The organism is Dechloromonas sp. ARDL1 (assembly GCF_051122455.1).
Lineage (GTDB): Bacteria > Pseudomonadota > Gammaproteobacteria > Burkholderiales > Rhodocyclaceae > Azonexus.
Window position 1 is genome coordinate 4,476,614 of record NZ_CP168939.1, and the last position, 20,710, is coordinate 4,497,323.

20 protein-coding genes are annotated in these 20,710 nt (G+C 59.2%); 14 read left to right on the forward strand and 6 right to left on the reverse strand.

The genetic code is table 11. The features are described from left to right. The first annotated feature begins 78 nt into the window (after window positions 1–78). The 5 genes from AB6Q56_RS22065 to AB6Q56_RS22085 all read left to right on the forward strand — a co-directional run bounded on the left by AB6Q56_RS22065 (window position 79) and on the right by AB6Q56_RS22085 (window position 6,372). Window positions 79–2,625: an LPS-assembly protein LptD gene (locus AB6Q56_RS22065; RefSeq protein WP_434515148.1), complete on the forward strand. Its 2,547-nt coding sequence runs from the start codon at window positions 79–81 to the stop codon at window positions 2,623–2,625. An 8-nt stretch (window positions 2,626–2,633) separates the two neighbouring features. Further along, window positions 2,634–3,941 (forward strand): peptidylprolyl isomerase, encoded by a 1,308-nt coding sequence (locus AB6Q56_RS22070; RefSeq protein WP_434515149.1) that lies wholly within the window; start codon window positions 2,634–2,636, stop codon window positions 3,939–3,941. Continuing rightward, on the forward strand, window positions 3,941–4,933 hold the full coding sequence (pdxA, locus tag AB6Q56_RS22075; protein WP_434515150.1) for a 4-hydroxythreonine-4-phosphate dehydrogenase PdxA: 993 nt from the start codon (window positions 3,941–3,943) through the stop codon (window positions 4,931–4,933). The genes AB6Q56_RS22070 and pdxA overlap by 1 nt, the downstream gene beginning before the upstream one ends. Before the next feature lie 58 nt (window positions 4,934–4,991). Beyond that, entirely contained in the window at window positions 4,992–5,759 is a 768-nt protein-coding gene (gene rsmA / locus AB6Q56_RS22080) for a 16S rRNA (adenine(1518)-N(6)/adenine(1519)-N(6))-dimethyltransferase RsmA (RefSeq protein WP_434515151.1), read from the forward strand. A 136-nt stretch (window positions 5,760–5,895) separates the two neighbouring features. After that, window positions 5,896–6,372 carry a hypothetical protein gene (locus AB6Q56_RS22085; protein ID WP_434515152.1) on the forward strand — a complete coding sequence of 159 codons (477 nt, stop codon included), beginning with the start codon at window positions 5,896–5,898 and terminating at the stop codon, window positions 6,370–6,372. A 118-nt stretch (window positions 6,373–6,490) separates the two neighbouring features. Here the strand turns inward: AB6Q56_RS22085 and AB6Q56_RS22090 are convergent, their stop codons facing one another. The 6 genes from AB6Q56_RS22090 to ahpC all read right to left on the reverse strand — a co-directional run bounded on the left by AB6Q56_RS22090 (window position 6,491) and on the right by ahpC (window position 11,343). Next, window positions 6,491–6,679: a YgaP family membrane protein gene (locus AB6Q56_RS22090; protein WP_434515153.1), complete on the reverse strand. Its 189-nt coding sequence runs from the start codon at window positions 6,677–6,679 to the stop codon at window positions 6,491–6,493. Window positions 6,680–6,753: 74 nt separating this feature from the next. Beyond that, on the reverse strand, window positions 6,754–7,422 hold the full coding sequence (locus tag AB6Q56_RS22095) for a Crp/Fnr family transcriptional regulator (protein WP_434515154.1): 669 nt from the start codon (window positions 7,420–7,422) through the stop codon (window positions 6,754–6,756). A gap of 6 nt (window positions 7,423–7,428) precedes the next feature. Continuing rightward, window positions 7,429–8,193, reverse strand: coding sequence for an exodeoxyribonuclease III (gene xth / locus AB6Q56_RS22100; protein ID WP_434515155.1), 765 nt, complete (start codon window positions 8,191–8,193; stop codon window positions 7,429–7,431). Between the two features lie 368 nt (window positions 8,194–8,561). Continuing rightward, window positions 8,562–9,032 (reverse strand): acyl-CoA thioesterase, encoded by a 471-nt coding sequence (locus AB6Q56_RS22105; RefSeq protein ID WP_434515156.1) that lies wholly within the window; start codon window positions 9,030–9,032, stop codon window positions 8,562–8,564. Window positions 9,033–9,103: 71 nt separating this feature from the next. Next, the gene (gene ahpF, locus AB6Q56_RS22110; RefSeq protein WP_434515157.1) at window positions 9,104–10,657 is read right to left on the reverse strand and encodes an alkyl hydroperoxide reductase subunit F; all 1,554 of its coding nucleotides are present in this window, start codon (window positions 10,655–10,657) and stop codon (window positions 9,104–9,106) included. Between the two features lie 122 nt (window positions 10,658–10,779). Next, window positions 10,780–11,343: an alkyl hydroperoxide reductase subunit C gene (gene ahpC, locus AB6Q56_RS22115; RefSeq protein WP_150427138.1), complete on the reverse strand. Its 564-nt coding sequence runs from the start codon at window positions 11,341–11,343 to the stop codon at window positions 10,780–10,782. A 306-nt stretch (window positions 11,344–11,649) separates the two neighbouring features. Between ahpC and AB6Q56_RS22120 the strand changes: the two genes are divergently transcribed. The 9 genes from AB6Q56_RS22120 (at window position 11,650) to AB6Q56_RS22160 (ending at window position 20,466) form a co-directional block, all read left to right on the forward strand. Then, the gene (locus AB6Q56_RS22120; protein ID WP_434517191.1) at window positions 11,650–11,910 is read left to right on the forward strand and encodes a chaperone NapD; all 261 of its coding nucleotides are present in this window, start codon (window positions 11,650–11,652) and stop codon (window positions 11,908–11,910) included. Continuing rightward, window positions 11,907–14,420 carry a nitrate reductase catalytic subunit NapA gene (napA, locus tag AB6Q56_RS22125; protein ID WP_434515158.1) on the forward strand — a complete coding sequence of 838 codons (2,514 nt, stop codon included), beginning with the start codon at window positions 11,907–11,909 and terminating at the stop codon, window positions 14,418–14,420. The genes AB6Q56_RS22120 and napA overlap by 4 nt, the downstream gene beginning before the upstream one ends. Before the next feature lie 66 nt (window positions 14,421–14,486). Beyond that, window positions 14,487–14,927: a nitrate reductase cytochrome c-type subunit gene (locus tag AB6Q56_RS22130; protein ID WP_434515159.1), complete on the forward strand. Its 441-nt coding sequence runs from the start codon at window positions 14,487–14,489 to the stop codon at window positions 14,925–14,927. Then, window positions 14,924–15,565: a NapC/NirT family cytochrome c gene (locus AB6Q56_RS22135; RefSeq protein WP_434515160.1), complete on the forward strand. Its 642-nt coding sequence runs from the start codon at window positions 14,924–14,926 to the stop codon at window positions 15,563–15,565. The genes AB6Q56_RS22130 and AB6Q56_RS22135 overlap by 4 nt, the downstream gene beginning before the upstream one ends. A gap of 216 nt (window positions 15,566–15,781) precedes the next feature. After that, complete coding sequence (locus AB6Q56_RS22140) at window positions 15,782–16,081, forward strand: HU family DNA-binding protein (protein WP_150427142.1); 300 nt, start codon at window positions 15,782–15,784, stop codon at window positions 16,079–16,081. A 58-nt stretch (window positions 16,082–16,139) separates the two neighbouring features. Next, a complete protein-coding gene (locus AB6Q56_RS22145; protein WP_434515161.1) occupies window positions 16,140–16,505 on the forward strand; it encodes a hypothetical protein in 366 nt (121 codons plus the stop codon). A gap of 40 nt (window positions 16,506–16,545) precedes the next feature. Then, a complete protein-coding gene (locus tag AB6Q56_RS22150; protein WP_434515162.1) occupies window positions 16,546–17,709 on the forward strand; it encodes a UbiH/UbiF family hydroxylase in 1,164 nt (387 codons plus the stop codon). Window positions 17,710–17,717: 8 nt separating this feature from the next. Then, window positions 17,718–18,422, forward strand: coding sequence for a DsbC family protein (locus AB6Q56_RS22155; protein ID WP_434515163.1), 705 nt, complete (start codon window positions 17,718–17,720; stop codon window positions 18,420–18,422). Window positions 18,423–18,495: 73 nt separating this feature from the next. Then, window positions 18,496–20,466: a diguanylate cyclase gene (locus AB6Q56_RS22160; RefSeq protein WP_434515164.1), complete on the forward strand. Its 1,971-nt coding sequence runs from the start codon at window positions 18,496–18,498 to the stop codon at window positions 20,464–20,466. Window positions 20,467–20,710 lie beyond the last annotated feature (244 nt).

A 20,710-nucleotide genomic window follows, 5' to 3' on the forward strand; every position in this document is an offset into this window, starting at 1 on the left:
TGGGTTCGTTGTAAAATGACGTGATTTTAACACTCGGGTTCCGGTCGTTCCGGTCCTCGCTTTTCCTCGAACGCCTGAATGCCCGGTTTTTCCCGTCGCCCGCTCGCCGTCCTCGTTTGCTGCCTGTTTTCCGGCACGCAGACCGGTTATGCGGCCATCGAGACCGAACGTGCCTCGCTGCAGGTCACCGGTTCAGCCTCGGATGAGGCACGGGAGCCGCTGATGCTGGCGGCCAATGACGTCCCGCTGAATTTGCGCAAGGAGCGCAAGTTCGACATCCTCAAGAAAAAAAAGGCGCCGGTGGAGAAGGTGCAGGAGCCCAAGGCGCCAGTGCCGGAAACCCCGGCGGTGCTTAAGCGGGACGATAGCTATCCGCTATTCATCGTCGCCGATCAGATCGAGGGGCAGGCCGACGAAGTCACGGAAGCCGAAGGCGACGTCGAACTGCGCAAGGTAGGCAGCCTGCTCTACGCTGACCGCCTCACCTATCGGCCGCTTGAGGATGAGGTCGATGCTACCGGATCGGTTCGCCTGTTGCAGGATGGCTCGGAAATCAGCGGCCCGCATTTGCGCATGCGCCTGTCCGACCGGATAGGCTCGGCCGAGCAGGCTACCTACCGCATCGTGCGCGATCTGCCGAGCCGTTTCTATGCCCAGCAGCAGACGGTGGTCACAGTGGCGAGCAGCAACGCGAATACCTCGGGGGCGCCGATGATGCTCAATGTCGCCAACAGCTACGGGCTGCCGACGCAGTTGCCGCCGCCGCGACAGTCGGAAGCCAACGGTTATGCCGAACGGATCGATTTTGAGGGTGAGAACCAGATATCGCTGTTCACCAATACCTATTCGACGTGCAAGCCGGGCAGCGCCGATTGGTATCTGAAGACCGACGAAACGCATCTCGATTATGACGAGGGCAAGGGGACGGCCAAGGATGCCACGCTGTGGTTCCACGGCGCCCCCATTCTTTACACGCCGTTGGCCTCTTTCCCGCTGAACAACCAGCGGCGATCGGGTATCCTGCACCCGCATTTCTCGACGTCGACCCGTAGCGGTCTCGATCTGACGGTTCCTTACTACCTCAATCTGGCACCAAACTACGACGTGACGCTGATGCCGCGTTACCTGTCGAAGCGTGGTGTGCAGATCGGGGCAGATGCGCGCTATGTCAGTTATTACTACGACGGCCAGGCTCGCTTCGAGTACATGCCGAATGACGAGGTGTTGAACCGCAGCCGCTATGCCTATCGTTTCGATCATCGGCACAACCTGGGCGGCGGTCTTTCGGCAGTGGTCAACTGGAACGGCGTTTCCGACGACTTTTACTGGCAGGACCTGACCTCGCGCCTGTTGCAGACGTCGCAGACCCAGTTGCCGCGTCAGGTCGTGCTCGGCTATGCGCCCGCGCCCTGGCTGCAGACCAATATGCAGGTTCTGCGCTACCAAACCCTGCAGATCGATCCGACCAATCCGATTGCCCGCCCGTACTTCCTGGAGCCGCAACTCAATCTGCTGGCGTACAAGCCGAACGTGCTCAAGACCGACTTTGCCGCGGTTGGGCAATATTCGCGCTTCACCCATGTCGATGCCACGAAGGTCCAGGGTGACCGGGTGGTGTTCTATCCGCAGTTTTCCCTGCCCATCGTTCACCCGGCGTTCCAGATCACGCCCAAGGTCGGCCTGCACCTGACCAAGTATTCGCTGGACCAACAGGCATCGGGCCTGCCCAATACCTTCAGCCGCGCGCTGCCGACCTTCTCGCTCGATTCGACGGTGGTTTTCGAGCGCGAGGGTAGCTGGTTGGGCAAGAGCTATATCCAGACGCTGGAGCCGCGGCTCTACTACGTCAATATCCCGTACAAGGATCAGAGCCAGATTCCGCTGTTCGATACCGGCCTGTCAGATTTTAATTTTGCCCAGATATTCTCCGAGAATCGCTACAGCGGCTACGACCGCATCAACGATGCCAATCAGCTGACGGCTGGTCTGACTACCCGATTGCTCGATGGCGAGACGGGTGTCGAGCGTTTCAAGGCGATGCTGGGGCAGCGCTATTACTTCAAGCCGCAGCGTGTCTCGATTTCTGGAGAAACGACCCGGCAGGACGATTTCTCCAACATCGTCGCCGCCTTCAATGGGCTGGTTGCTCCCAAGACCTACGCCGACCTCGCGACCGAGTACAACTACCGCGAAAATGTCATCGAGCGTTTCTCGGCCGGCACGCGCTTCCAGCCGGAGTACGGCAAGGTCCTGTCGGCCAGCTATCGCTACACGCGTGACGCGCTGACCGGAAATTCCACGGTCGATCAGGTCGATTTCGCTGGCCAATGGCCAATTTCGGCCAATTGGTACGCGGTCGGCCGTTACAACTATTCGCTGCGCGACAGTCGAGCGCTCGAAGTCATCGCTGGCGTCGAGTATAACGCCAGCTGCTGGTCGGTCCGCCTGGTCGGCCAACGGCTGTCGGCGATTGCCGGCGCACCCAACGAGACGCTATTCCTGCAACTCGAACTCAACGATTTCGGCAGTATCGGCTCCAACCCGATCGGTTTGCTCCGGCGCAGCATCCCGGGTTATGGCAAGATCAACGAACTGCCAACCGATAGCAGACTGCTTACTCCTTAGTGAATTCCATGACCAAATTCGTTCGTACCCTTGTTGCACTGATCGCCTGCTTGGGCAGCCTGTTTTTCCTGGCTCCGCTTGCCGCGGCACAAGAACCGGTCGAGGCAGACCGCATTGTTGCCGTCGTTGGGTCCGATGTCATTACTTATGTCGAGTTGCGCAGTCGTCTCGCGGCGGCGCTCAAGCAACTGCAAAAACAGGGAACCCCCCTGCCGCCGCAGGATGCCTTGGAGCGCCAGATGCTCGAGCGTCTGATCATGGACCGCGCACAACTGCAGTACGCCAAAGATTCGGGCATGCGGGTCGACGATATCCAGCTCGACCAGGCTATTGGCCGTATCGCGGCAGGAAACCGAATGACCGTTCAGGAATTCCGGGCAGCCCTGGAGAAGGATGGCATCCAGTACGCTAGCTTTCGAGAAGACATTCGCAATGAAATGATCTCGGTTCGCCTGCGCGAACGCGAGGTCGATAGCAAGCTGGTCATTTCCGACGGCGAAATCGACAATTACATCGCCAATCAGGCGGCTGCCGGCAACAACGAGGAATATCAGCTGGCCCACATCCTGCTGCGCGCGCCGGAGTCGGCCAGCCCGGAACAGCTGCAAAAGCTGCGCCTGCGTGGTGAGCAGGCGCTCAAGCGGGCGCGGGCCGGCGAAAACTTTGCCGAACTGACCGCCGCTTTTTCCGATGCGCCGGATGCTCTGCAGGGCGGCGACCTCGGCTGGCGTCCACTGAGCCGTCTGCCCAGCCTGTATGCCGAGGTGGCGGGGCGCCTCCAGCAGGGTGAGGTCAGCGAATTGCTGCGCTCCTCGGCCGGTTTTCACGTCGTCAAGCTGCTTGGCAAGCGGGGCGGCAGCATGCAGGCCTCGGTCCAGCAGAGCAAGGCCCGCCATATCCTGATCCGCGTGAACGAAGTCGTGTCCGAGACCGAGGCGCGTCGCAAGCTGGAGGTCGTCCGCGAACGGATCGCCAATGGCGTCGATTTCGCCGAGCAGGCCCGCCTCTATTCGCAGGACGGTTCGGCAGCCAAGGGGGGAGACCTGGGCTGGCTTAATCCCGGCGATACGGTTCCGGAGTTTGAGCGGGCCATGGATGCCTTGAAGCTTAACGAGGTGAGCCCCGTGGTCCAGTCGCCTTTCGGCATGCACCTGATCCAGGTCTTGGAGCGCCGCGAGCGCGATGTCTCGGTCGAGCGCCAGCGGACCGTTGCCCGCCAGGCGCTGCGTGAACGCAAAATGGACGAAGCCTATCAGGACTGGCTGCGTCAGCTGCGTGACCGGACCTACGTCGAAAATCGTCTCGACGAAAAGTGATGCATCCCCGCATAGCCGTCACCAGCGGCGAACCGGCCGGTATCGGGCCGGAACTGTGCCTGCAGTTGGCCAACTGGAGCGGCGCGGCCCACCCGGTCGTGCTGGCTGATCGCGGCCTGCTCGAAGAGCGGGCAAGGCAACTCGGGAGGAACGTTGCCATGCGCGACTACCAAGCCGGGAATCCGCCGCAGCCGGGCGTGATCGACGTGCTGCATCTGCCGCTGGCGGCAGCTGCTGTTGCTGGTCGCCTCGACCCGGCCAACGCCCGTCATGTCCTCGATCTGCTTGACCGGGCACTGGCCGGCTGCGTTTCCGGCGAATTTGCCGCGATGGCGACAGCCCCGGTGCACAAGGGCGTTATCAATCAGGCCGGCGTGCCTTTCACTGGCCACACCGAATACCTGGCCGAGAAGACCGGTACGCCGCTGGTCGTGATGATGCTGGCGGGGGGCACGGCGCATGGCCCGCTACGTGTCGCCTTGGTTACCACCCACCTGCCGCTCAGGGATGTTCCGGCGGCCATCACACCGTCGGTGCTGGAAGAGACGCTGCGCATCCTGCATGCCGACATGCGCCGCAAGTACGGCCTGGCCCGGCCCCGTATCCTGGTGGCCGGCCTCAACCCACATGCCGGCGAGGGCGGTTACCTCGGCATGGAGGAAATAGAAGTCATCACGCCGGTGCTCGACAAACTGCGTGCCGAGGGCATGCAGCTCAGCGGGCCGCATCCGGCCGACACGATGTTTACGCCGCCGGTGCTCGCCCAGGGAGATGCCGTGCTCGCGATGTACCATGACCAGGGGCTGACAGCGCTCAAATATGCGACTTTCGGTCGCGGCATCAATGTCACGCTTGGCCTGCCGATCATCCGTACCTCGGTCGATCACGGCACCGCGCTTGAACTGGCCGGTACGGGCAAGGCCGATCATGGCAGCCTGTTCGAGTCCGTTGCCGAAGCGGCCCGCATGGCGGTTGCCGCGGCCCGTGCCTAGCCTCGGTGCAGGCAAAGCGGTACGCCCATTACCCAGCAGAACACGGAAGGAACGCAACATGAAAGGCCACGTCGCCCGCAAACGCTTCGGCCAGAACTTTCTGATCGATAGCGGCATCATCTCCGCCATCGTGTCGGCGATCAATCCACAACGCAGCGATACCGTCGTCGAGATCGGCCCTGGTCTGGGGGCGATTACCGAGCCCTTGCTGGCGCGCGTCGACCACCTGCATGTGGTTGAAATCGACCGTGACCTGATTGCCCGCCTCAAAAAGCAGCACAGCCGCGAACGCCTGACCATCCATGAGGGGGATGCGCTCGCTTTCGATTTTGCCAGTATCGGCTCCAATCTGCATCTGGTCGGCAACCTGCCGTACAACATCTCGACGCCGCTGCTTTTCCATCTGGCCGACTATGCTGGAAATGTCTACGACATGCATTTCATGTTGCAGAAGGAGGTTGTCGAGCGCATGGTTGCCGAACCGGGTGATGCCGATTTCGGACGCCTATCGGTGATGTTGCAATACCGTTTTTATATGGAATGGCTGATCGATGTGCCGCCGGAGAGCTTCGATCCAGCGCCCAAGGTCGATTCTGCCGTCGTCCGTCTGATTCCCAAGCCGGCTGCTGAACTGAATGCCAAGTCGCCGGAAAAGCTGGCACAAATTGTCCTGCAGGCTTTCGCGCAGCGCCGGAAAATGTTGCGCAATACACTCAAGGGAACCCTGGACGACGCCGGCTTCGCGGCACTCGGTATCGATCCGACTCGGCGTCCCGAGGATATTTCGGTCGAAGACTACGTCAGGATTGCCAACTTCCTGAGTTGATCCGGCAGCGATATCGCGTGCAGTCGAACCTTCCTCGTATCCGTTTTCCTTAAGTTCTTTTTAAGGTTTCCTGAGTAAATTTCTCGGGATTCGTTAACGGCCAAGGGGCTGGACGAAACCATTCAGGGAGGAAGCGATGAAAGCGATACGTTTGTTTTGTGTCGCCGTGCTGGGGGTGTGCCTGGAGGGCATTGCGCGGGCGGAACACGATCATCGTCATGACCACGAGACTGAGGCGCCGCGGCAACTGCAGCTTAATGCCGGTAAGAAATGGGCGACGGATGCCTCGCTGCGGCAGTCGATGTCGGGCATCAACCAAGCGATGGCCAAGGCACTCCCGCTTATCCATCGCCAGCAATTCAGCGATGCGCAGTATCAATCATTGGCGGGAAGCATCAATCGACAACTCGCCTTTGCCATCGAGAATTGCAAGCTTGAGTCCAGGGCCGACGCCATGCTGCACCTGGTCATGGCTGATTTGCAGGGAGGTGTCGAGGCAATGGCGGGGAAGACGGCGGGAGGTCGTCACGACGGTGCGGTACAGGTACTGCATGCCCTCAAGGCTTATGGACAATATTTCCAGCATCCGGGCTGGCGTCTCGCCAGAGGGTGATAGTGTTCCTGCGTTTGTGGCGGGGAGCAATAGCGGTGGAGTGAGCGGACAAAAAAGACGGCGGGCTTAAACCCGGCCGCCTTCAGCGAAAAAGCTTGGAAAGCCTTGTGCTGTCTCGTTATTTCTTGGTTGGGCAGGTGTTCAGCCCGAGCAGCGGGTAGATCGGGCACCAGCCGATCAGGCCGGTAGCCAGGGGAACGATGCCGATGTAGCCCCAGACCGGCAACAGGCCGGCCACGGTGGCACCGACCAGGCCGGCGCCGGCAACGATACGCAGGGTTTTGTCGATTCCGCCAACATTTGCCATGGTGTTTTCTCCGTCAGGTTGTGTTTGGACGGTGTCACTTTATTGCCGCCAAGTTGTCCCGTATGTAACCACGGTCACACAGAAGCGATTTTTTGCAGGCCGGGGCGATCGATGATGCTCAACTGTTCGCGGCCGAGCGTGACAAGGCCCTGCGCAGAAAATCCCTTGAGCAAGCGGCTGATGATTTCGCGCACGCTGCCCAATTCGTCGGCAAGCTGCTGATGGGTAACATTCAATGAATTTTCGTTACGCGCCAGGAGCAGCTTGGCCAGGCGTTGGTCGAGCCGGGCGAACGCAACTTCCTCGACCAATTGCATCAGTTCGGCGATGCGGTCGGTGAATAGGTGGAAGACAAAGTCGCGGAATGGCGCATGCTCGACCAGCAGGCGGGAAAACTCGCCGACCGGCAAGGCAAGCAGCGTCAGCGGCGTTTCGGCGATACCTCGGGCGTTATAGTCGGTGTGCGCCAGCAGGCAGCTGGAACTGATGATGCAGGAGCCCCCCGGCGCGACGCGGTAGAGCATCAGTTCGCGCCCGCTGGTCGCCAGCTTGATGACCTTGATGCTGCCTTCGAGCAGCAGCGGGAAGCCCTGGCAAGGCTGGTGTTCGGCAAAGACCTGGCTTCCCGCTGGCAGGTGCATGACGGCCTGGGGGTGTGTCAGTGCGGCCAGGCGTTCTGCCGGCAAGGTCGCGAGGGCTGGATAGAGTGCGAGCAGGCGTTCGGCGGCAGTGGTCGTTGGCATGGCTTCTCAATCAATCGTTGCCCACACGGGTGCGTGATCGGATGGACGCTCCAGCTTGCGCGGGGCACGGTCGATGCCGGCGGCGGAGCAATTCTCGGTCAGGGGGGGCGAGAGCAGGATATGGTCGATACGCAGGCCGAGGTTTTTCTGAAAGCCGAGCATACGATAATCCCACCAGGAGAACGTTTTTTCCGGCTGCTCGAACAGCCGGAAACTGTCGCTCAGGCCGAGGCCGATCAAGCGCTGAAAAGCGGCGCGCTCGGGTTCGGAGCATAGAATTTCGCCAGACCAGCGCTTGGGGTCGTGCACGTCCCGGTCGTCGGGGGCGATGTTGTAGTCGCCGCACAGCGCCAGTTTCGGGTATTTGACGATTTCCTCGCCCAGCCAGGTGGCCAGGGCATCGAGCCAGCGTAGCTTGTAGTCGTACTTGTCGCTGCCGACTGCCTGTCCGTTGGGCATGTAGGCACAGACGATCCGGGTGTCGCCGACGGTGCCGCTGATCAGGCGTTTCTGTTCGTCGGGGAAGTGCGGATTGCCGCAGACCACGTCATGAATCGGCGTGCGCGCCAACAACGCCACCCCGTTGTACGTTTTTTGGCCGGAGAAGGCAGCATGGTAGCCGGCCGCCTCGATCTCGGCTTTCGGGAAATTGTGGTCTTCGAGCTTCAATTCCTGCAGGCACAGCGCATCGGGCGCGGCGGTGGCAAGCCAGTCGAGCAGATGCGGCAGGCGGACTTTTAGGGAATTGACGTTCCAGGCGGCAATCTTCATGAGTTGAATAAGGTTTTGAATGTTGGAATGTTTGTACGTTGCTGCTTGATGCGGCGACCTACGGAGCGAGATGAAACAAGGTTGTTGGAGGCTATTCTGCCAGCCATCCCTCGAAACGGAAAATTGGGCGCAGTGCCAGTCATTACCCGTGCTTCCCAGCCGCTGGGGTCAAGATGGCCCTTTCCCGGTACTCGGCGAACCCTGAACACCTAACAGCAGTTGGTCGCTTGTCTAGGCTTTGAAAACTTCATGCACATGGGTTTTATTTGTTGACGAAGACTCACGTAAGCAGTGGGTCCGCTACACACCTGCCGACACGGCCGGTTTGGTCGTTGGTTTTGTTTAATCGTCGCTGCCTTTCGAGGTGGCTAAAGAGCATGCCGTCGGGTTTCGAATTCCTTGCGCAGCTCACGGCGAATCTGGGCGGCCTTGTAGCGACGGATTTCGTCTTGAGTTTGGGCGACCAGCGGCGGGACTGTTGTGGTTTGGCCCCTGTCGTCTACGGCGACCATGGTGAAGAAACAGCTGTTGGCGTGACGGACGACTTGATCGCGGATGCTTTCGGCCAGTACCTTGACGCCAATTTCCATCGAGGTGTTGCCGGTATAGTTCACCGAGGCAAGGAAGGTGACCAGTTCGCCGACGTGGATGGGCTGGCGGAACATGACCTGGTCGACCGACAGCGTGACGACGTACTGGCTGGCGTAGCGACTGGCGCAGGCGTAGGCGACCTGATCGAGCAGCTTGAGGATGCTGCCGCCGTGGACGTTGCCGGAGAAATTGGCCATGTCCGGGGTCATCAGCACGGTCATGGCGAGTTGGTGCTTAGGTAGGTCCATTTGCGGTTCCTGAAAGAAAAACGGCCAGGGACGGATTGCCGTCGCTGGCCGTGGTTTGAGAGATGGGCAAATCAGGCCGGAGCCGAGCTGCGGATCAGGTGATCGAAGGCCGACAGAGACGCCGTTGCGCCGGCGCCCATGGCGATGATGATCTGCTTGTACGGCACGGTCGTGCAGTCGCCGGCGGCGAAAACGCCGGGAACCGAGGTGTGGCCCTTGGCGTCGATCTCGATTTCGCCGAAACGGCTCAGCTTGACGCTGCCCTTCAACCAGTCGGTGTTGGGCAGCAGGCCGATCTGGACGAAGATGCCTTCCAGTTCGATATGCCGGACTTCCTCGCTGACGCGGTCCTTGTAGGTGATGCCGTTTACTTTCTGGCCGTCGCCGGTCACTTCGGTCGTTTGGGCCGACTTGATGACCGTGACGTTGGGCAGGCTGTTGAGTTTGCTCTGCAACACGGCATCGGCACGCAGGGTATCGGCGAATTCGAGCAGCGTGACGTGGGCGACAATGCCGGCCAAATCAATGGCCGCCTCGACCCCCGAATTCCCGCCGCCGATGACGGCGACGCGCTTGCCCTTGAACAGCGGGCCGTCGCAGTGCGGGCAGAAGCAGACGCCCTTGGCCTTGTATTCCTTTTCGCCGGGTACGTTCATCTCGCGCCAGCGGGCGCCGGTGGCGAGGATGACGGACTTGCTCTTCAGCGTGGCGCCATTTTCCAGTTCCACCTCGATCAGTTCGCCCGGGGTAAGTTTGGCGGCACGCTGCAGGTTCATGACGTCGACTTCATAGTCCTTGACGTGCTGTTCCAGCGCGGCGACCAGCTTGGGACCTTCGGTGTGGCTGACCGAAATGAAATTCTCGATGCCCAGCGTGTCCATGACCTGGCCACCGAAGCGCTCGGCGACGATGCCAGTCCGGATGCCCTTGCGGGCAGCGTAGATGGCCGCCGCCGCACCAGCAGGTCCACCACCGACGACGAGGACATCGAAGGCATCCTTCTTGCCGAGTTCTTCCGCTGCACGGGCAGCGGCACCGGTGTCGACCTTGGCGAGGATTTCTTCGATCAGCATGCGCCCGGCGCCGAATTCGGCACCGTTCAGGTAGGTGGTCGGCACGGCCATGATCTGGCGGGCGTTTACTTCGTCCTGGAACATCGCGCCGTCGATCATCGTGCTGGTAATCCCGGGGTTGAGCACGGCCATCAGGTTGAGCGCCTGAACGACATCCGGGCAGTTATGGCAGGACAGCGAGATGTAGGTTTCGAAATCGAAGCCGCCAGGCAAGGCCTTGATCTGGTCAATGACCGACTGCTCGACCTTGGGCGGATGGCCGCCGGTCTGCAGCAGCGCAAGGACGAGCGAGGTGAATTCATGGCCCATCGGGATGCCGGCAAAATGGATGCGCGGCGCCTCGCCCGGCAGGCCGATGGCGAAGGAGGGGCGGCGGGCGGCGTTACCGTTTTCGCGCAGGCTGACCTTGGCGGAGAGGTTGGCGATGTCGATCAGCAGGTCACGCATTTCCATGGCCTTGGCGCTGTCGTCGAAGGAGGCGACGAGTTCGATCGGGCGTTGCAGCTTTTCGAGGTAGGCCGACAACTGGGCCTTGATGTTGGCGTCGAGCATGGGGTATCTCCCTTTCTGAATTTCACTGCAATGGCCCGCTGAGCGAGGCATTGCGCTGAAATCCCGCCGCCGGGATGACGGCGGGTTTCTCTTTTATATGATTCTCTGTTGGCGGTTGGGGCTTAGATCTTGCCGACCAGGTCCAGCGACGGAGCCAGGGTCTTTTCGCCTTCTTTCCACTTGGCCGGGCACACTTCGTTCGGGTGGCTGGCGGTGTATTGGGCGGCCTTCAGCTTGCGCAGCGTTTCGGACACGTCACGGGCGATTTCGTTGGAGTGGATTTCAACGGTCTTGATGACGCCGTCCGGATTGATTACGAAGGTGCCGCGCAGGGCCAGGCCTTCTTCCGGGATGTGGACGCCGAAAGCGTTGGTCAGGGCATGCGTCGGGTCGCCGACCAGCGGGAACTGGGCCTTGCCGACGGCCGGCGAGGTTTCGTGCCAGACCTTGTGCGAGAAGTGGGTGTCGGTGGTGACGATGTACACCTCGGCACCGGCCTTCTGGAATTCGGCGTAGTTGTTGGCGGCATCCTCGATTTCGGTCGGGCAGTTGAAGGTGAAGGCAGCCGGCATGAAGATCATGACCGACCACTTGCCCTTCAGGCTGGCGTCGGTGACTTCGATGAACTTGCCGTTGTGGAAAGCCTGGGCCTTGAACGGTTGAACCTGAGTGTTGATGAGCGACATTGCGTTTCTCCTTGCTTGGGTTGGGTACGTTGTTACGTTTGGGACAGGACGAATCTTAGGTAAGTCTTTTGCATTGATCCAATTGATTGCTTCAATGCTGGTGATAGCGGTTGAGAATCGTCTGGGGCACAATGGTCTTTTGGATAATTTAGTTCTAAAGAACTAGTATTTTTTCGGCGTTAGTACTAGTTTGAATCTGTCGTCCGGGTGGAATTGACTCAAATCAAGTGAATAGCCCTACTATTCGGAGAGATTACGCCCCGTGGCAGCGGATGCTGCCGTTTGCATTTCAGGAGCTTGTTCAACATGAATATTTCCAGTGCCATTCTGCACATCGCACCAGCCCGTTTGGAGGAGGCGCGCAAAGCATTGCTGGCGCTTTCGGGGCTGGAAATTCATGCCGAATCTCCGGACGGAAAAATGGTCGTCGTGCTCGAAGACAACGATCTGGAATCGGCTGCCAATAAATATGTAGCCCTGCATGGTGTTCCCGGCGTCGCATCGGTGGCCATGGTTTATCAGTACAGCGACGACGAATCAGTAGAAACCGAGGAGGTACAGGCGTGAAACTCAATCGACGCGATTTCATCAAGGCCAACGCGGCCGCGGCGGCCATGTCGGCAGCCGGGATGGCCGCTCCGGGAACGGTGCTGGCGCAGGGCAAGGACGATATCCGCTGGGACAAGGCAGCATGCCGCTTCTGTGGCACCGGCTGCGGCGTATTGGTGGGCACCCAGGACGGCCGCGTGGTGGCCACCCAGGGCGATCCGGATGCACCGGTCAACCGTGGCCTAAACTGTATCAAGGGCTATTTCCTGTCCAAGATCATGTACGGCGCCGACCGCGTGAAGACGCCAATGCTGCGCATGAAGGAGGGCAAGTTCGACAAGAATGGCGACTTCAAGCCGATCTCCTGGAAGCAGGCCTTCGACATCATGGAAGAGAAGTGCAAGGCGACACTCAAGGCCAAGGGGCCGAACGGTATCGCCATGTTCGGTTCCGGCCAATGGACCGTGTGGGAAGGCTATGCCGCCGCCAAGCTGTGGAAGGCTGGTTTCCGCTCTAACAACCTCGACCCCAATGCCCGTCACTGCATGGCTTCCGCCGTTGCGGGCTTCATGCGCACTTTCGGCATCGACGAGCCGATGGGCTGCTACGATGACATCGAGCATGGCGACGCCTTCTTCCTGTGGGGCTCGAACATGGCCGAGATGCATCCGATCCTGTGGACGCGCATCACCGACCGCAAGCTCTCCAACAAGAACGTCAAGGTTGGCGTGCTGTCTACCTTCGAGCATCGTTCCTTCGAGTTGGCCGACATTCCGATGGTATTCAAGCCGAATACCGATCTGGCCATTCTCAACTTCATCTGCCACCACATCATCTCGACCGGCAAGGTGAACCAGGATTTCGTCAGTAAGCACGTCAAGTTCAAGAAGGGCGAAACCGACATCGGTTTCGGTCTGCGCCCGAACCACGATCTGGAAAAGAAGGCCACCAACAACGGTTATCCGGGTGAAGATGGCAAGCCGAAGGGCAATCCGGGCAAGGCCGACGACATGACCTTCGACGACTTCAAGAAGTATGTCGCGGATTATCCGGCCGACAAGGTCGCCAAGATTTCGGGCGTGCCGGCCAAGGACCTGATCGCCATGGCCGAGCTCTATGCCGACCCGAAGGTCAAGTGCGTCTCCTTCTGGACCATGGGCTTCAACCAGCACACGCGCGGCACCTGGGTCAATAACATGATCTACAACGTGCACCTGCTGGTCGGCAAGATTTCCGAGCCGGGCAACAGCCCGTTCTCGTTGACCGGTCAGCCATCCGCCTGCGGCACGGCGCGCGAAGTGGGTACTTTTGCCCACCGTCTGCCGGCCGACATGGTGGTTACCAACCCGGAGCACCGCAAGCATACCGAGGAACTCTGGCAACTGCCGGACGGGACCATCCCCGACAAGATCGGCCTGCACGCCGTGGCCATGGCTCGTGCGCTGAAGGACGGCAAGGTCAATTTCTACTGGCAGCAGTGCAACAACAACATGCAGGCTGGTCCGAACATCAACCAGGAGCTGTATCCGGGTTGGCGCAATCCGGACAATTTCATCGTCGTTTCCGACCCCTACCCGACCGTCTCGGCGATGGCGGCCGACCTCATCCTGCCGACCGCCATGTGGGTCGAGAAGGAAGGTGCCTACGGCAATGCCGAGCGCCGCACCCAAATGTGGCGCCAGCAGGTCAAGGCGCCGGGCGAAGCCCGTTCTGATTTGTGGCAGGTCATGGAATTCGCCAAGCGCTTCAAGATGGAAGAGGTCTGGCCGGCCGAACTGCTCGCCAAGGCGCCCAAGCTCAAGGGCAAGACCCTGTTCGATGCCCTGTTCGCCAACGGGACGGTCAACAAGTTCCCGGCCAAGGACACGCAGGCAGGCTTCGACAACGACGAATCGAAGCACTTCGGCTTCTATGTCCAGAAAGGCCTGTTCGAGGAATATGCGGCTTTCGGTCGCGGCCATGGTCACGATCTGGCGCCGTTCGACACCTACCACAAGGCTCGTGGCCTGCGCTGGCCGGTCGTCGAGGGCAAGGAAACCCTGTGGCGCTTCCGCGAGGGTTACGACCCGTATGTCAAGAAGGGCGAGGGCGTCAAGTTCTACGGCCACAAGGACGGTAAGGCGATCATCTTTGCCCTGCCGTATCAGGATCCCCCGGAAATGCCGGATGCCGAGTACAACCTGTGGCTGTCCACCGGTCGCGTGCTGGAGCACTGGCATACCGGTTCGATGACCCGTCGCGTCCCGGAACTCTACAAGTCCTTCCCCGATGCAGTGGTCTTCATGCACCCCGACGACGCCCGCGACCGCGGTCTGCAGCGCGGCATGGAGGTCAAGATTGCCTCTCGCCGCGGCGAAGTGACAATGCGGGTCGAAACGCGCGGTCGCAACAAACCGCCGCGTGGCTTGGTCTTCATCCCGTTCTTCGATGCCGGTCGTCTGGTCAACAAGTTGACGCTGGATGCGACTTGCCCGATTTCCAAGGAAACGGACTACAAGAAGTGCGCGGTCAAGGTGACCAAGGCCTGATATCCGCAACGACAATAACGAACAGCGACCGGCGGCATCTGCCGGTCGCCACTCGGAGGTGAAAAGATGAAATTGATTACCACGCTGGCGCTGGCTGCCGGCATCGCCTTGGGCGGCATCGGCATGGCCAGTGCGCAGGAATTGGTCAACGAAATTGGCGGTGTGACGATCGAGGGTAACTCGAAGGTCAACATGTTCAAGCCAGAGCGAGATCAGTCCAATATCCAGCGCAACTTCCAGAAGCAGCCACCGCTGATCCCGCACAGCGTTAAGGGTTATAACATTACCCAGAACTTCAACAAGTGCATGGACTGCCACTCAAAGGAACGCGCTGAGGAAACCGGTGCCACCAAGGTCGCCAAGTCGCACTACCTCGATCGCGAGGATAACAAGTTGAAGAACATCTCGCCGCGCCGCTATTTCTGCATGCAGTGTCACGTGCCGCAGTTCGACGCCAAGCCGCTGGTCGAGAACACCTATACACCAGCCGCCAAGAAGGGGGAATGATGAGTCTCGAAAAATACATGCCCGCCTGGGTCAAGCGCATCGGCTTGGTGACGGTCCTGCTGATCTTCGTCGCCGGCATTGTCTTCTGGGGCGGCTTCAACTGGGCGCTGGAGGCAACCAACAAGGAGTCTTTCTGCATCTCCTGCCACGAAATGGAGGAGAACGTGTTCCGCGAATATCAGAACACCGTTCACTACACCAACCGGACCGGCGTGCGTGCGACTTGCCCGGATTGCCACGTGCCCAAGGAATGGGGGCCGAAGATGATCCGCAAGATCCAGGCTTCCAACGAAGTTCTGCACAAGATCCTCGGAACCATCGACACACCGGAGAAGTTCAACAAGAAGCGTCATGAGCTGGCGCAGCATGAATGGGATCGCATGAAGGCCAGTGATTCCCGCGAGTGCCGCAACTGCCACAACTATTCCTATATGGACTATATGGAGCAGGGCGATCGTCCAGCCCGCATGCACCCGAAAGCATTTGACGAAGGCAAGACCTGTATCGATTGCCACAAGGGTATTGCTCACCAGTTGCCACAGATCGACCAGCATATTGGCAAGCAAAACGAAGGTGCGCTGGAGATTTCGCACGGCGAAAAGCCGAAGGCGGCTGAGGAGGCTTCCGAGAAAAAGTAAGCTTCACTGCAAAGGCATAAAGGAGCCCCGGTCTCAAGCCGGGGTTCTTGTTTCCGAAGGGGCGATATGACGTGTCCAAATTACAAAAATTCACGTCGAAACCGCCATAAACCCGCACTGGGACAACACTTATTCAAAAAGGTGTGCTACTTTTACCGTGCTGCCGTCAAGACGGCCAGTTTTCTTAAACGTTAGTAGGTAACAGGAGGCACTTAGATGAATAAATCCGAGCTGGTCGAAGTTGCTGCAAAAGAAGCTGGTATCACCAAGGCTGCTGCTGACAAGGCGTTGTCCGCCATCATCGGCGCAGTGGTCAAGACCGTATCCAAGGGCGAATCTGTTACGCTCGTGGGTTTCGGAACCTTCAAGTCCGCAAAGCGCGCAGCGCGCACCGGCAAGAACCCGAAAACCGGCGCCACGCTCAAGATTCCCGCTACCACAGTGCCGAAATTCACGGCTGGTACGGCTTTCAAGGCTTCTGTTGCCGCCAAAAAAACCGCTGCCAAGAAAAAGTAATCTCGGCGTTTTTCGAATGCGGGGTTCACCATCGGTGAGCTCCGCTTTTTAGTTTCCAATGAACGATTCCAATTCTGAAAATATCCCTGAAAATCCTCCCGAGAACCAGCCTGCGGTAACTCCGCAGATTGATTCACGGCGTCGCCTTCGCGAGTTGCTATCGGTTCCCGAGCGCGACCGTACCGATGAGCAGTGGGATGAAATCATCGAGCTGGAAATCCAGCTTGCCCCGGGTAACCGTATCTCAGGCAGCGAGCAGCATGGTGGTGGCACGCAGGGGCGTGGCAACGCACAGCATGGCAAGCAAGGAGCTGGGGGCGGCGGTGGTCAGCAGCAAAAAAAGCATCGGCCACGCAGCAATAACAACCGTCGTCCGCGTCAAAATAAACCGCAATCCGGCGGTGGCGGCAGCAATCCAGCCTGATCCGCTTGTCTCATTCTCCTGAACCGGCATAATCGCCGTTATGCAGCAGTTCGATTTGATCATTGTGGGCGGCGGCCTTGCCGGCGCGAGCTTGGCTCTTGCGCTGCGTGATACCCGGTTACGCATTGCGCTGGTGGAGAATCAGCGGCCGACACGCGTGGAGGGCTGGGATGCCCGCATATACGCGATTAGTCCGACGAATATCGATTTTTTGAGCCGCATAGGTGCCTGGCGCCATCTAGACACTGCGCGCATTGCACCTATTCGGACGATGGAGATTTTCGGCGACAGTGGCGGAAGGCTAGGGTTTTCAGCGTACGAAACCGGTGTGCCCGAACTGGGTAGTATTCTGGAATCTTCGCTGATGGCCTGCGAGTTCTGGGAGAGCGCCAAGCGGCAGGGCAATCTTGCGCTTTTCTGCCCGGTTCGCTCCGAGGCAATCGAATTTCGCCATGATGCCGCCGTATTGAGACTGAGCGATGGAACCCTACTTGCAGCCCCCTTGTTGGTTGGTGCCGACGGTCGCGATTCATGGGTGCGGCAGTCAGCCGGGCTGCAGGCGGTCAATACGCCGTATGGCGAAAAGGGCGTGGTTGCAAATTTCGCGATAGAGAAACCGCATCGGAACTGCGCCTATCAATGGTTCAGGGATGATGGCGTATTGGCTTATTTGCCGCTGCCGGGAAACCGAATGTCGATTGTCTGGTCTACCCCAGATGCCCATGCTGACGAGTTGTGTTCCCTTGAGTCAAATCGCTTCTGCGAGCGCGTTGCCGAGGCGGGGGGGCGAACTCTCGGAGATTTGCAGTTGTTGACGTTGCCTGCCGCCTTTCCTTTGCGCTTGATGCGGGTTCCGCAGACGGTGGCGCCGCGCCTGGCTTTGGTTGGTGATGCGGCGCACGGCATTCATCCGCTTTCGGGGCATGGGATAAATCTCGGTTTTCAGGATGCGAGCGCGCTGGCCTCCCTGCTTTCGGCTGCGCAACCATGGCAGGATATTGGCGAGATGCGCTTCTTGCAGCGCTATCAGCGGGTCAGGCGCGAAGAGACGGTCTTGATGCAGTCCGCCACGGATACCCTGCGCCGCTTGTTCCGCGCCTCTGCTCCCGGCATGAGGTCTTTGCGAAATTTGGGCCTGACACTCACGAATGGCCTTCCGTTTATCAAGAATACGCTGGCGCGCTATGCGTTGGGCGGGATTTAGGAGCTTTCATGTTGAAATTGGTCTTTTCCCTGACGTTGGCCATGGCCTGCGCTTCGTTTGCCGTGGCCGATGAAGCGGATATCCGGAAAGTCATGGAGGCCAAGCTCGGCACGAAAGTGGATAGCGTGGCGAAATCGGGCTATCTGGGGCTTTACGAGGTGTATGCGGATGGCACGATCTTCTACACCGACGAAAAGGTTTCCGCCATCGTGGTCGGCGGCCAGCTTGTCGACGCGAAGAGCATGAAGAACGTGACCGACGAGCGCATGCGGAAGCTTACGGCAATTCGTTTCGGCGACCTGCCGCTGGATCGCGCCATCAAGCAGGTTCGCGGTGACGGGAAGCGGGTTCTTGCGACATTCGAGGATCCCAATTGCGGTTATTGCAAGCGCTTGGCCAAGGAAATGCAGAAGCTCGACAATGTCACGATCTATACCTTCCTGCTGCCCATTCTCTCCGAGGATTCGGTTCGCAAGTCGCGGCAGATCTGGTGCTCATCCGATCGGGCCAAGGCTTGGAATGACTGGATGATTGACGGCAAAGCACCGGCCGGGCGCGAGGATTGCGATACGTCGGCGATTACCAAAAATCAGGATTTTGGCCGCAAGCTGAACATATCCGGTACGCCAACCTTGTTCTTTGGCGATGGAGAGCGTATTCCGGGGGCTGTGCCCTTGGCGCGGATCGAGCAGAAGCTGAATCAGGTCAAGTAAGCATGCGGGTTTGCCACACATTTAAAATGACGTGTGGCAAGGCCTTGTCGAGCCGGCTCGAGGGGCGTGCCTGATGGAAAAAGAGGCGGCCGCCCAGCTTTTGCTGCGGGCGTATCGCTCATCCAGTGTCCGGCTGGTACTTTTCTGCATCCTCACGTGGTTGGGGGTGGCTTCTCTGGTGCTGTTTCTGCTTCAGGAGGGACGGCAGCAGGTCGAGCGCAAGGCCGAGATCGAGATGCAGGGCGTGGTTTCCGTTCTGGAGGCTCGATTGTTGGGGGTGCTCCAGCGCGTTCAGTCCGATCTTGAGCAATTGGCCGCAACATTGCCGGCGGAGATTTATGCGCCGAGTACGGCGCCGGCTTTTCGGGGCGATGTCGCCCGAACCCTGCGCTTCCACTCCAGACAGTTTTCCGAAGTGGCGGGCTTTCGTGTGCTTGATGCGAGTGGCGTCCTGATTTACGACGCCAGGGGGGCGGTGGCGGGAGAGAGTTTTTCCCAGCGTGACTACTTCAAGGTTTTTACCCGGGGTGCGGGAAATGGACTTTTCTTTTCCGAAGTGCATACCGATCCTTTAATCGGACATTGGGTGCTCGGGGTGTCGGTGGCTGTTCGTCGCGAGAATGGTGATCTGGCCGGTGTGATTGTCGCGCTCCTCGATCTCTCCCATCTCTCGTCGTGGTTTGAAAGCGTTGCCGTTGGAGAGAGAGGTGTCGTGTCGCTGCGCCGGGTAGAGAATGGTGAAGTGCTCTTGCGGCGGCCATTCGTGTTCGAGCAGGTCAACAAGCCCCTGTTAGGCAACCCCTTGCAGAAGCAGGTGGAAGCAGGGGGGCGCTCTGGCCTTATGCGCTTTCATGGAGCGATGGACGGTGTTGAGCGGATTTTTAGTTATCGACGACTTGCCGATTATCCATTGTATGTAACCGCCGGCTTGGCGATTGACGACTATTTGGTCGAATGGCGGCGTACCCGGTTGTTTGGATGCCTGGCTGGTTTGGCACTATTCCTGGCCTTGGCTTTGCTTTTGACGCGCGTTCTCAAGGCTGGCGGACGGGAGGCGCAAACTGCTGGGCAGTTGCGCGAAAGCGAAGCACGCTATCGCATGCTGGCGGAAAACAGTCACGACGTGATCTGGACGGTTGATATTCCCTCCCGTTGCTACACCTATGTCAGCCCGTCGGTTGGTGGAATGACCGGCTTTACGCCGGATGAACTGGTTGGACAGCCTTTCGATGTGCACCTGACGCCGGATTCCGCGTTACGTCTGGCGCGCGAAATCGATCTTCGCTTGCGCCGCATTGCTTCCGGCGATCGGGCAGCCAGCGTGGTGGTGAGCGAATTTGAACTGGTTTGCAAGGACGGGGCACAGATCTCTACCGAGGTGGTATCGAGCTATTTACTGGATGCGGATGGCGTGGCGAGAACGATTTTGGGGATCACTCGCAATATCAGTGAGCGCAAAGCTGCCGAGCATGCGCTCAAGGAAAGCAACCGTCAGCTGCATGCTCGTATCGAGGAAATTGGCCGACTGCAGGTTGCCCTTCAGGAATTAGCTGTTCGCGATAGTCTCACTGGGCTCTATAACCGCCGCTATCTCGACGAAACCCTGGATCGCGAAGTGTCGCGGGCACGGCGCGAAGGCAATCCGTTGTCTCTGGTCATGCTCGACATCGATTATTTCAAGCGGGTCAACGATACCTACGGGCATCAGGTGGGCGATGAGGTTCTGCGCACACTTGCCGCCACCTTGTCGGCCGACATACGGGCCGAGGACGTGCCTTGCCGTTACGGTGGGGAGGAGTTCCTCATCCTGCTTCCCAATATGCCGCTCGAAACAGCGATGATGCGCGCCGAGGCTTGGCGGGCCGCAGTCGAGAAGTTGTCCATCGCACATGGGAATTTCCAGCTGACCTTCACCATTTCGCTCGGTGTCTCTGCCTATCCGGATCATGGTAAGACGCCAGATGAGCTGACGCGTTGTGCAGACCAGGCGCTTTACCAGGCCAAGCACGACGGCCGCAATAGGGTCTCCATTCATAGTCTCTGAGCGGTGACGGGGGCTCGACGCGCTGCGTCCGGGGAATCTCCATGCTCCACTATTTACCACGCCGGCATGTTGGGTGGTGGTGTCTTTTTGATCCCGATCAACTCCTGATAAGTCACTTTAACTGTCTATTTTCTCGTGTTGATTTTTAAGGGAAAATTTTTCCGGAAATGATTGTCAAAACACTTCTAAGTCCTTGTTGCATAAGAAAAAATCCGAGGTTTTTCTATTGACGGAGGTGGTTTGT

Bases quoted from the DNA above. Each gene is read 5' to 3' on its own strand.
- AB6Q56_RS22065 (WP_434515148.1), top strand. From the start codon at position 79: ATGCCCGGTTTTTCCCGTCGCCCGCTCGCCGTCCTCGTTTGCTGCCTG.
- AB6Q56_RS22070 (WP_434515149.1), top strand. From the start codon at position 2,634: ATGACCAAATTCGTTCGTACCCTTGTTGCACTGATCGCCTGCTTGGGC.
- pdxA (WP_434515150.1), top strand. From the start codon at position 3,941: ATGCATCCCCGCATAGCCGTCACCAGCGGCGAACCGGCCGGTATCGGG.
- rsmA (WP_434515151.1), top strand. From the start codon at position 4,992: ATGAAAGGCCACGTCGCCCGCAAACGCTTCGGCCAGAACTTTCTGATC.
- AB6Q56_RS22085 (WP_434515152.1), top strand. From the start codon at position 5,896: ATGAAAGCGATACGTTTGTTTTGTGTCGCCGTGCTGGGGGTGTGCCTG.
- AB6Q56_RS22090 (WP_434515153.1), bottom strand. From the start codon at position 6,679: ATGGCAAATGTTGGCGGAATCGACAAAACCCTGCGTATCGTTGCCGGC.
- AB6Q56_RS22095 (WP_434515154.1), bottom strand. From the start codon at position 7,422: ATGCCAACGACCACTGCCGCCGAACGCCTGCTCGCACTCTATCCAGCC.
- xth (WP_434515155.1), bottom strand. From the start codon at position 8,193: ATGAAGATTGCCGCCTGGAACGTCAATTCCCTAAAAGTCCGCCTGCCG.
- AB6Q56_RS22105 (WP_434515156.1), bottom strand. From the start codon at position 9,032: ATGGACCTACCTAAGCACCAACTCGCCATGACCGTGCTGATGACCCCG.
- ahpF (WP_434515157.1), bottom strand. From the start codon at position 10,657: ATGCTCGACGCCAACATCAAGGCCCAGTTGTCGGCCTACCTCGAAAAG.
- ahpC (WP_150427138.1), bottom strand. From the start codon at position 11,343: ATGTCGCTCATCAACACTCAGGTTCAACCGTTCAAGGCCCAGGCTTTC.
- AB6Q56_RS22120 (WP_434517191.1), top strand. From the start codon at position 11,650: ATGAATATTTCCAGTGCCATTCTGCACATCGCACCAGCCCGTTTGGAG.
- AB6Q56_RS22130 (WP_434515159.1), top strand. From the start codon at position 14,487: ATGAAATTGATTACCACGCTGGCGCTGGCTGCCGGCATCGCCTTGGGC.
- AB6Q56_RS22135 (WP_434515160.1), top strand. From the start codon at position 14,924: ATGATGAGTCTCGAAAAATACATGCCCGCCTGGGTCAAGCGCATCGGC.
- AB6Q56_RS22140 (WP_150427142.1), top strand. From the start codon at position 15,782: ATGAATAAATCCGAGCTGGTCGAAGTTGCTGCAAAAGAAGCTGGTATC.
- AB6Q56_RS22145 (WP_434515161.1), top strand. From the start codon at position 16,140: ATGAACGATTCCAATTCTGAAAATATCCCTGAAAATCCTCCCGAGAAC.
- AB6Q56_RS22150 (WP_434515162.1), top strand. From the start codon at position 16,546: ATGCAGCAGTTCGATTTGATCATTGTGGGCGGCGGCCTTGCCGGCGCG.
- AB6Q56_RS22155 (WP_434515163.1), top strand. From the start codon at position 17,718: ATGTTGAAATTGGTCTTTTCCCTGACGTTGGCCATGGCCTGCGCTTCG.
- AB6Q56_RS22160 (WP_434515164.1), top strand. From the start codon at position 18,496: ATGGAAAAAGAGGCGGCCGCCCAGCTTTTGCTGCGGGCGTATCGCTCA.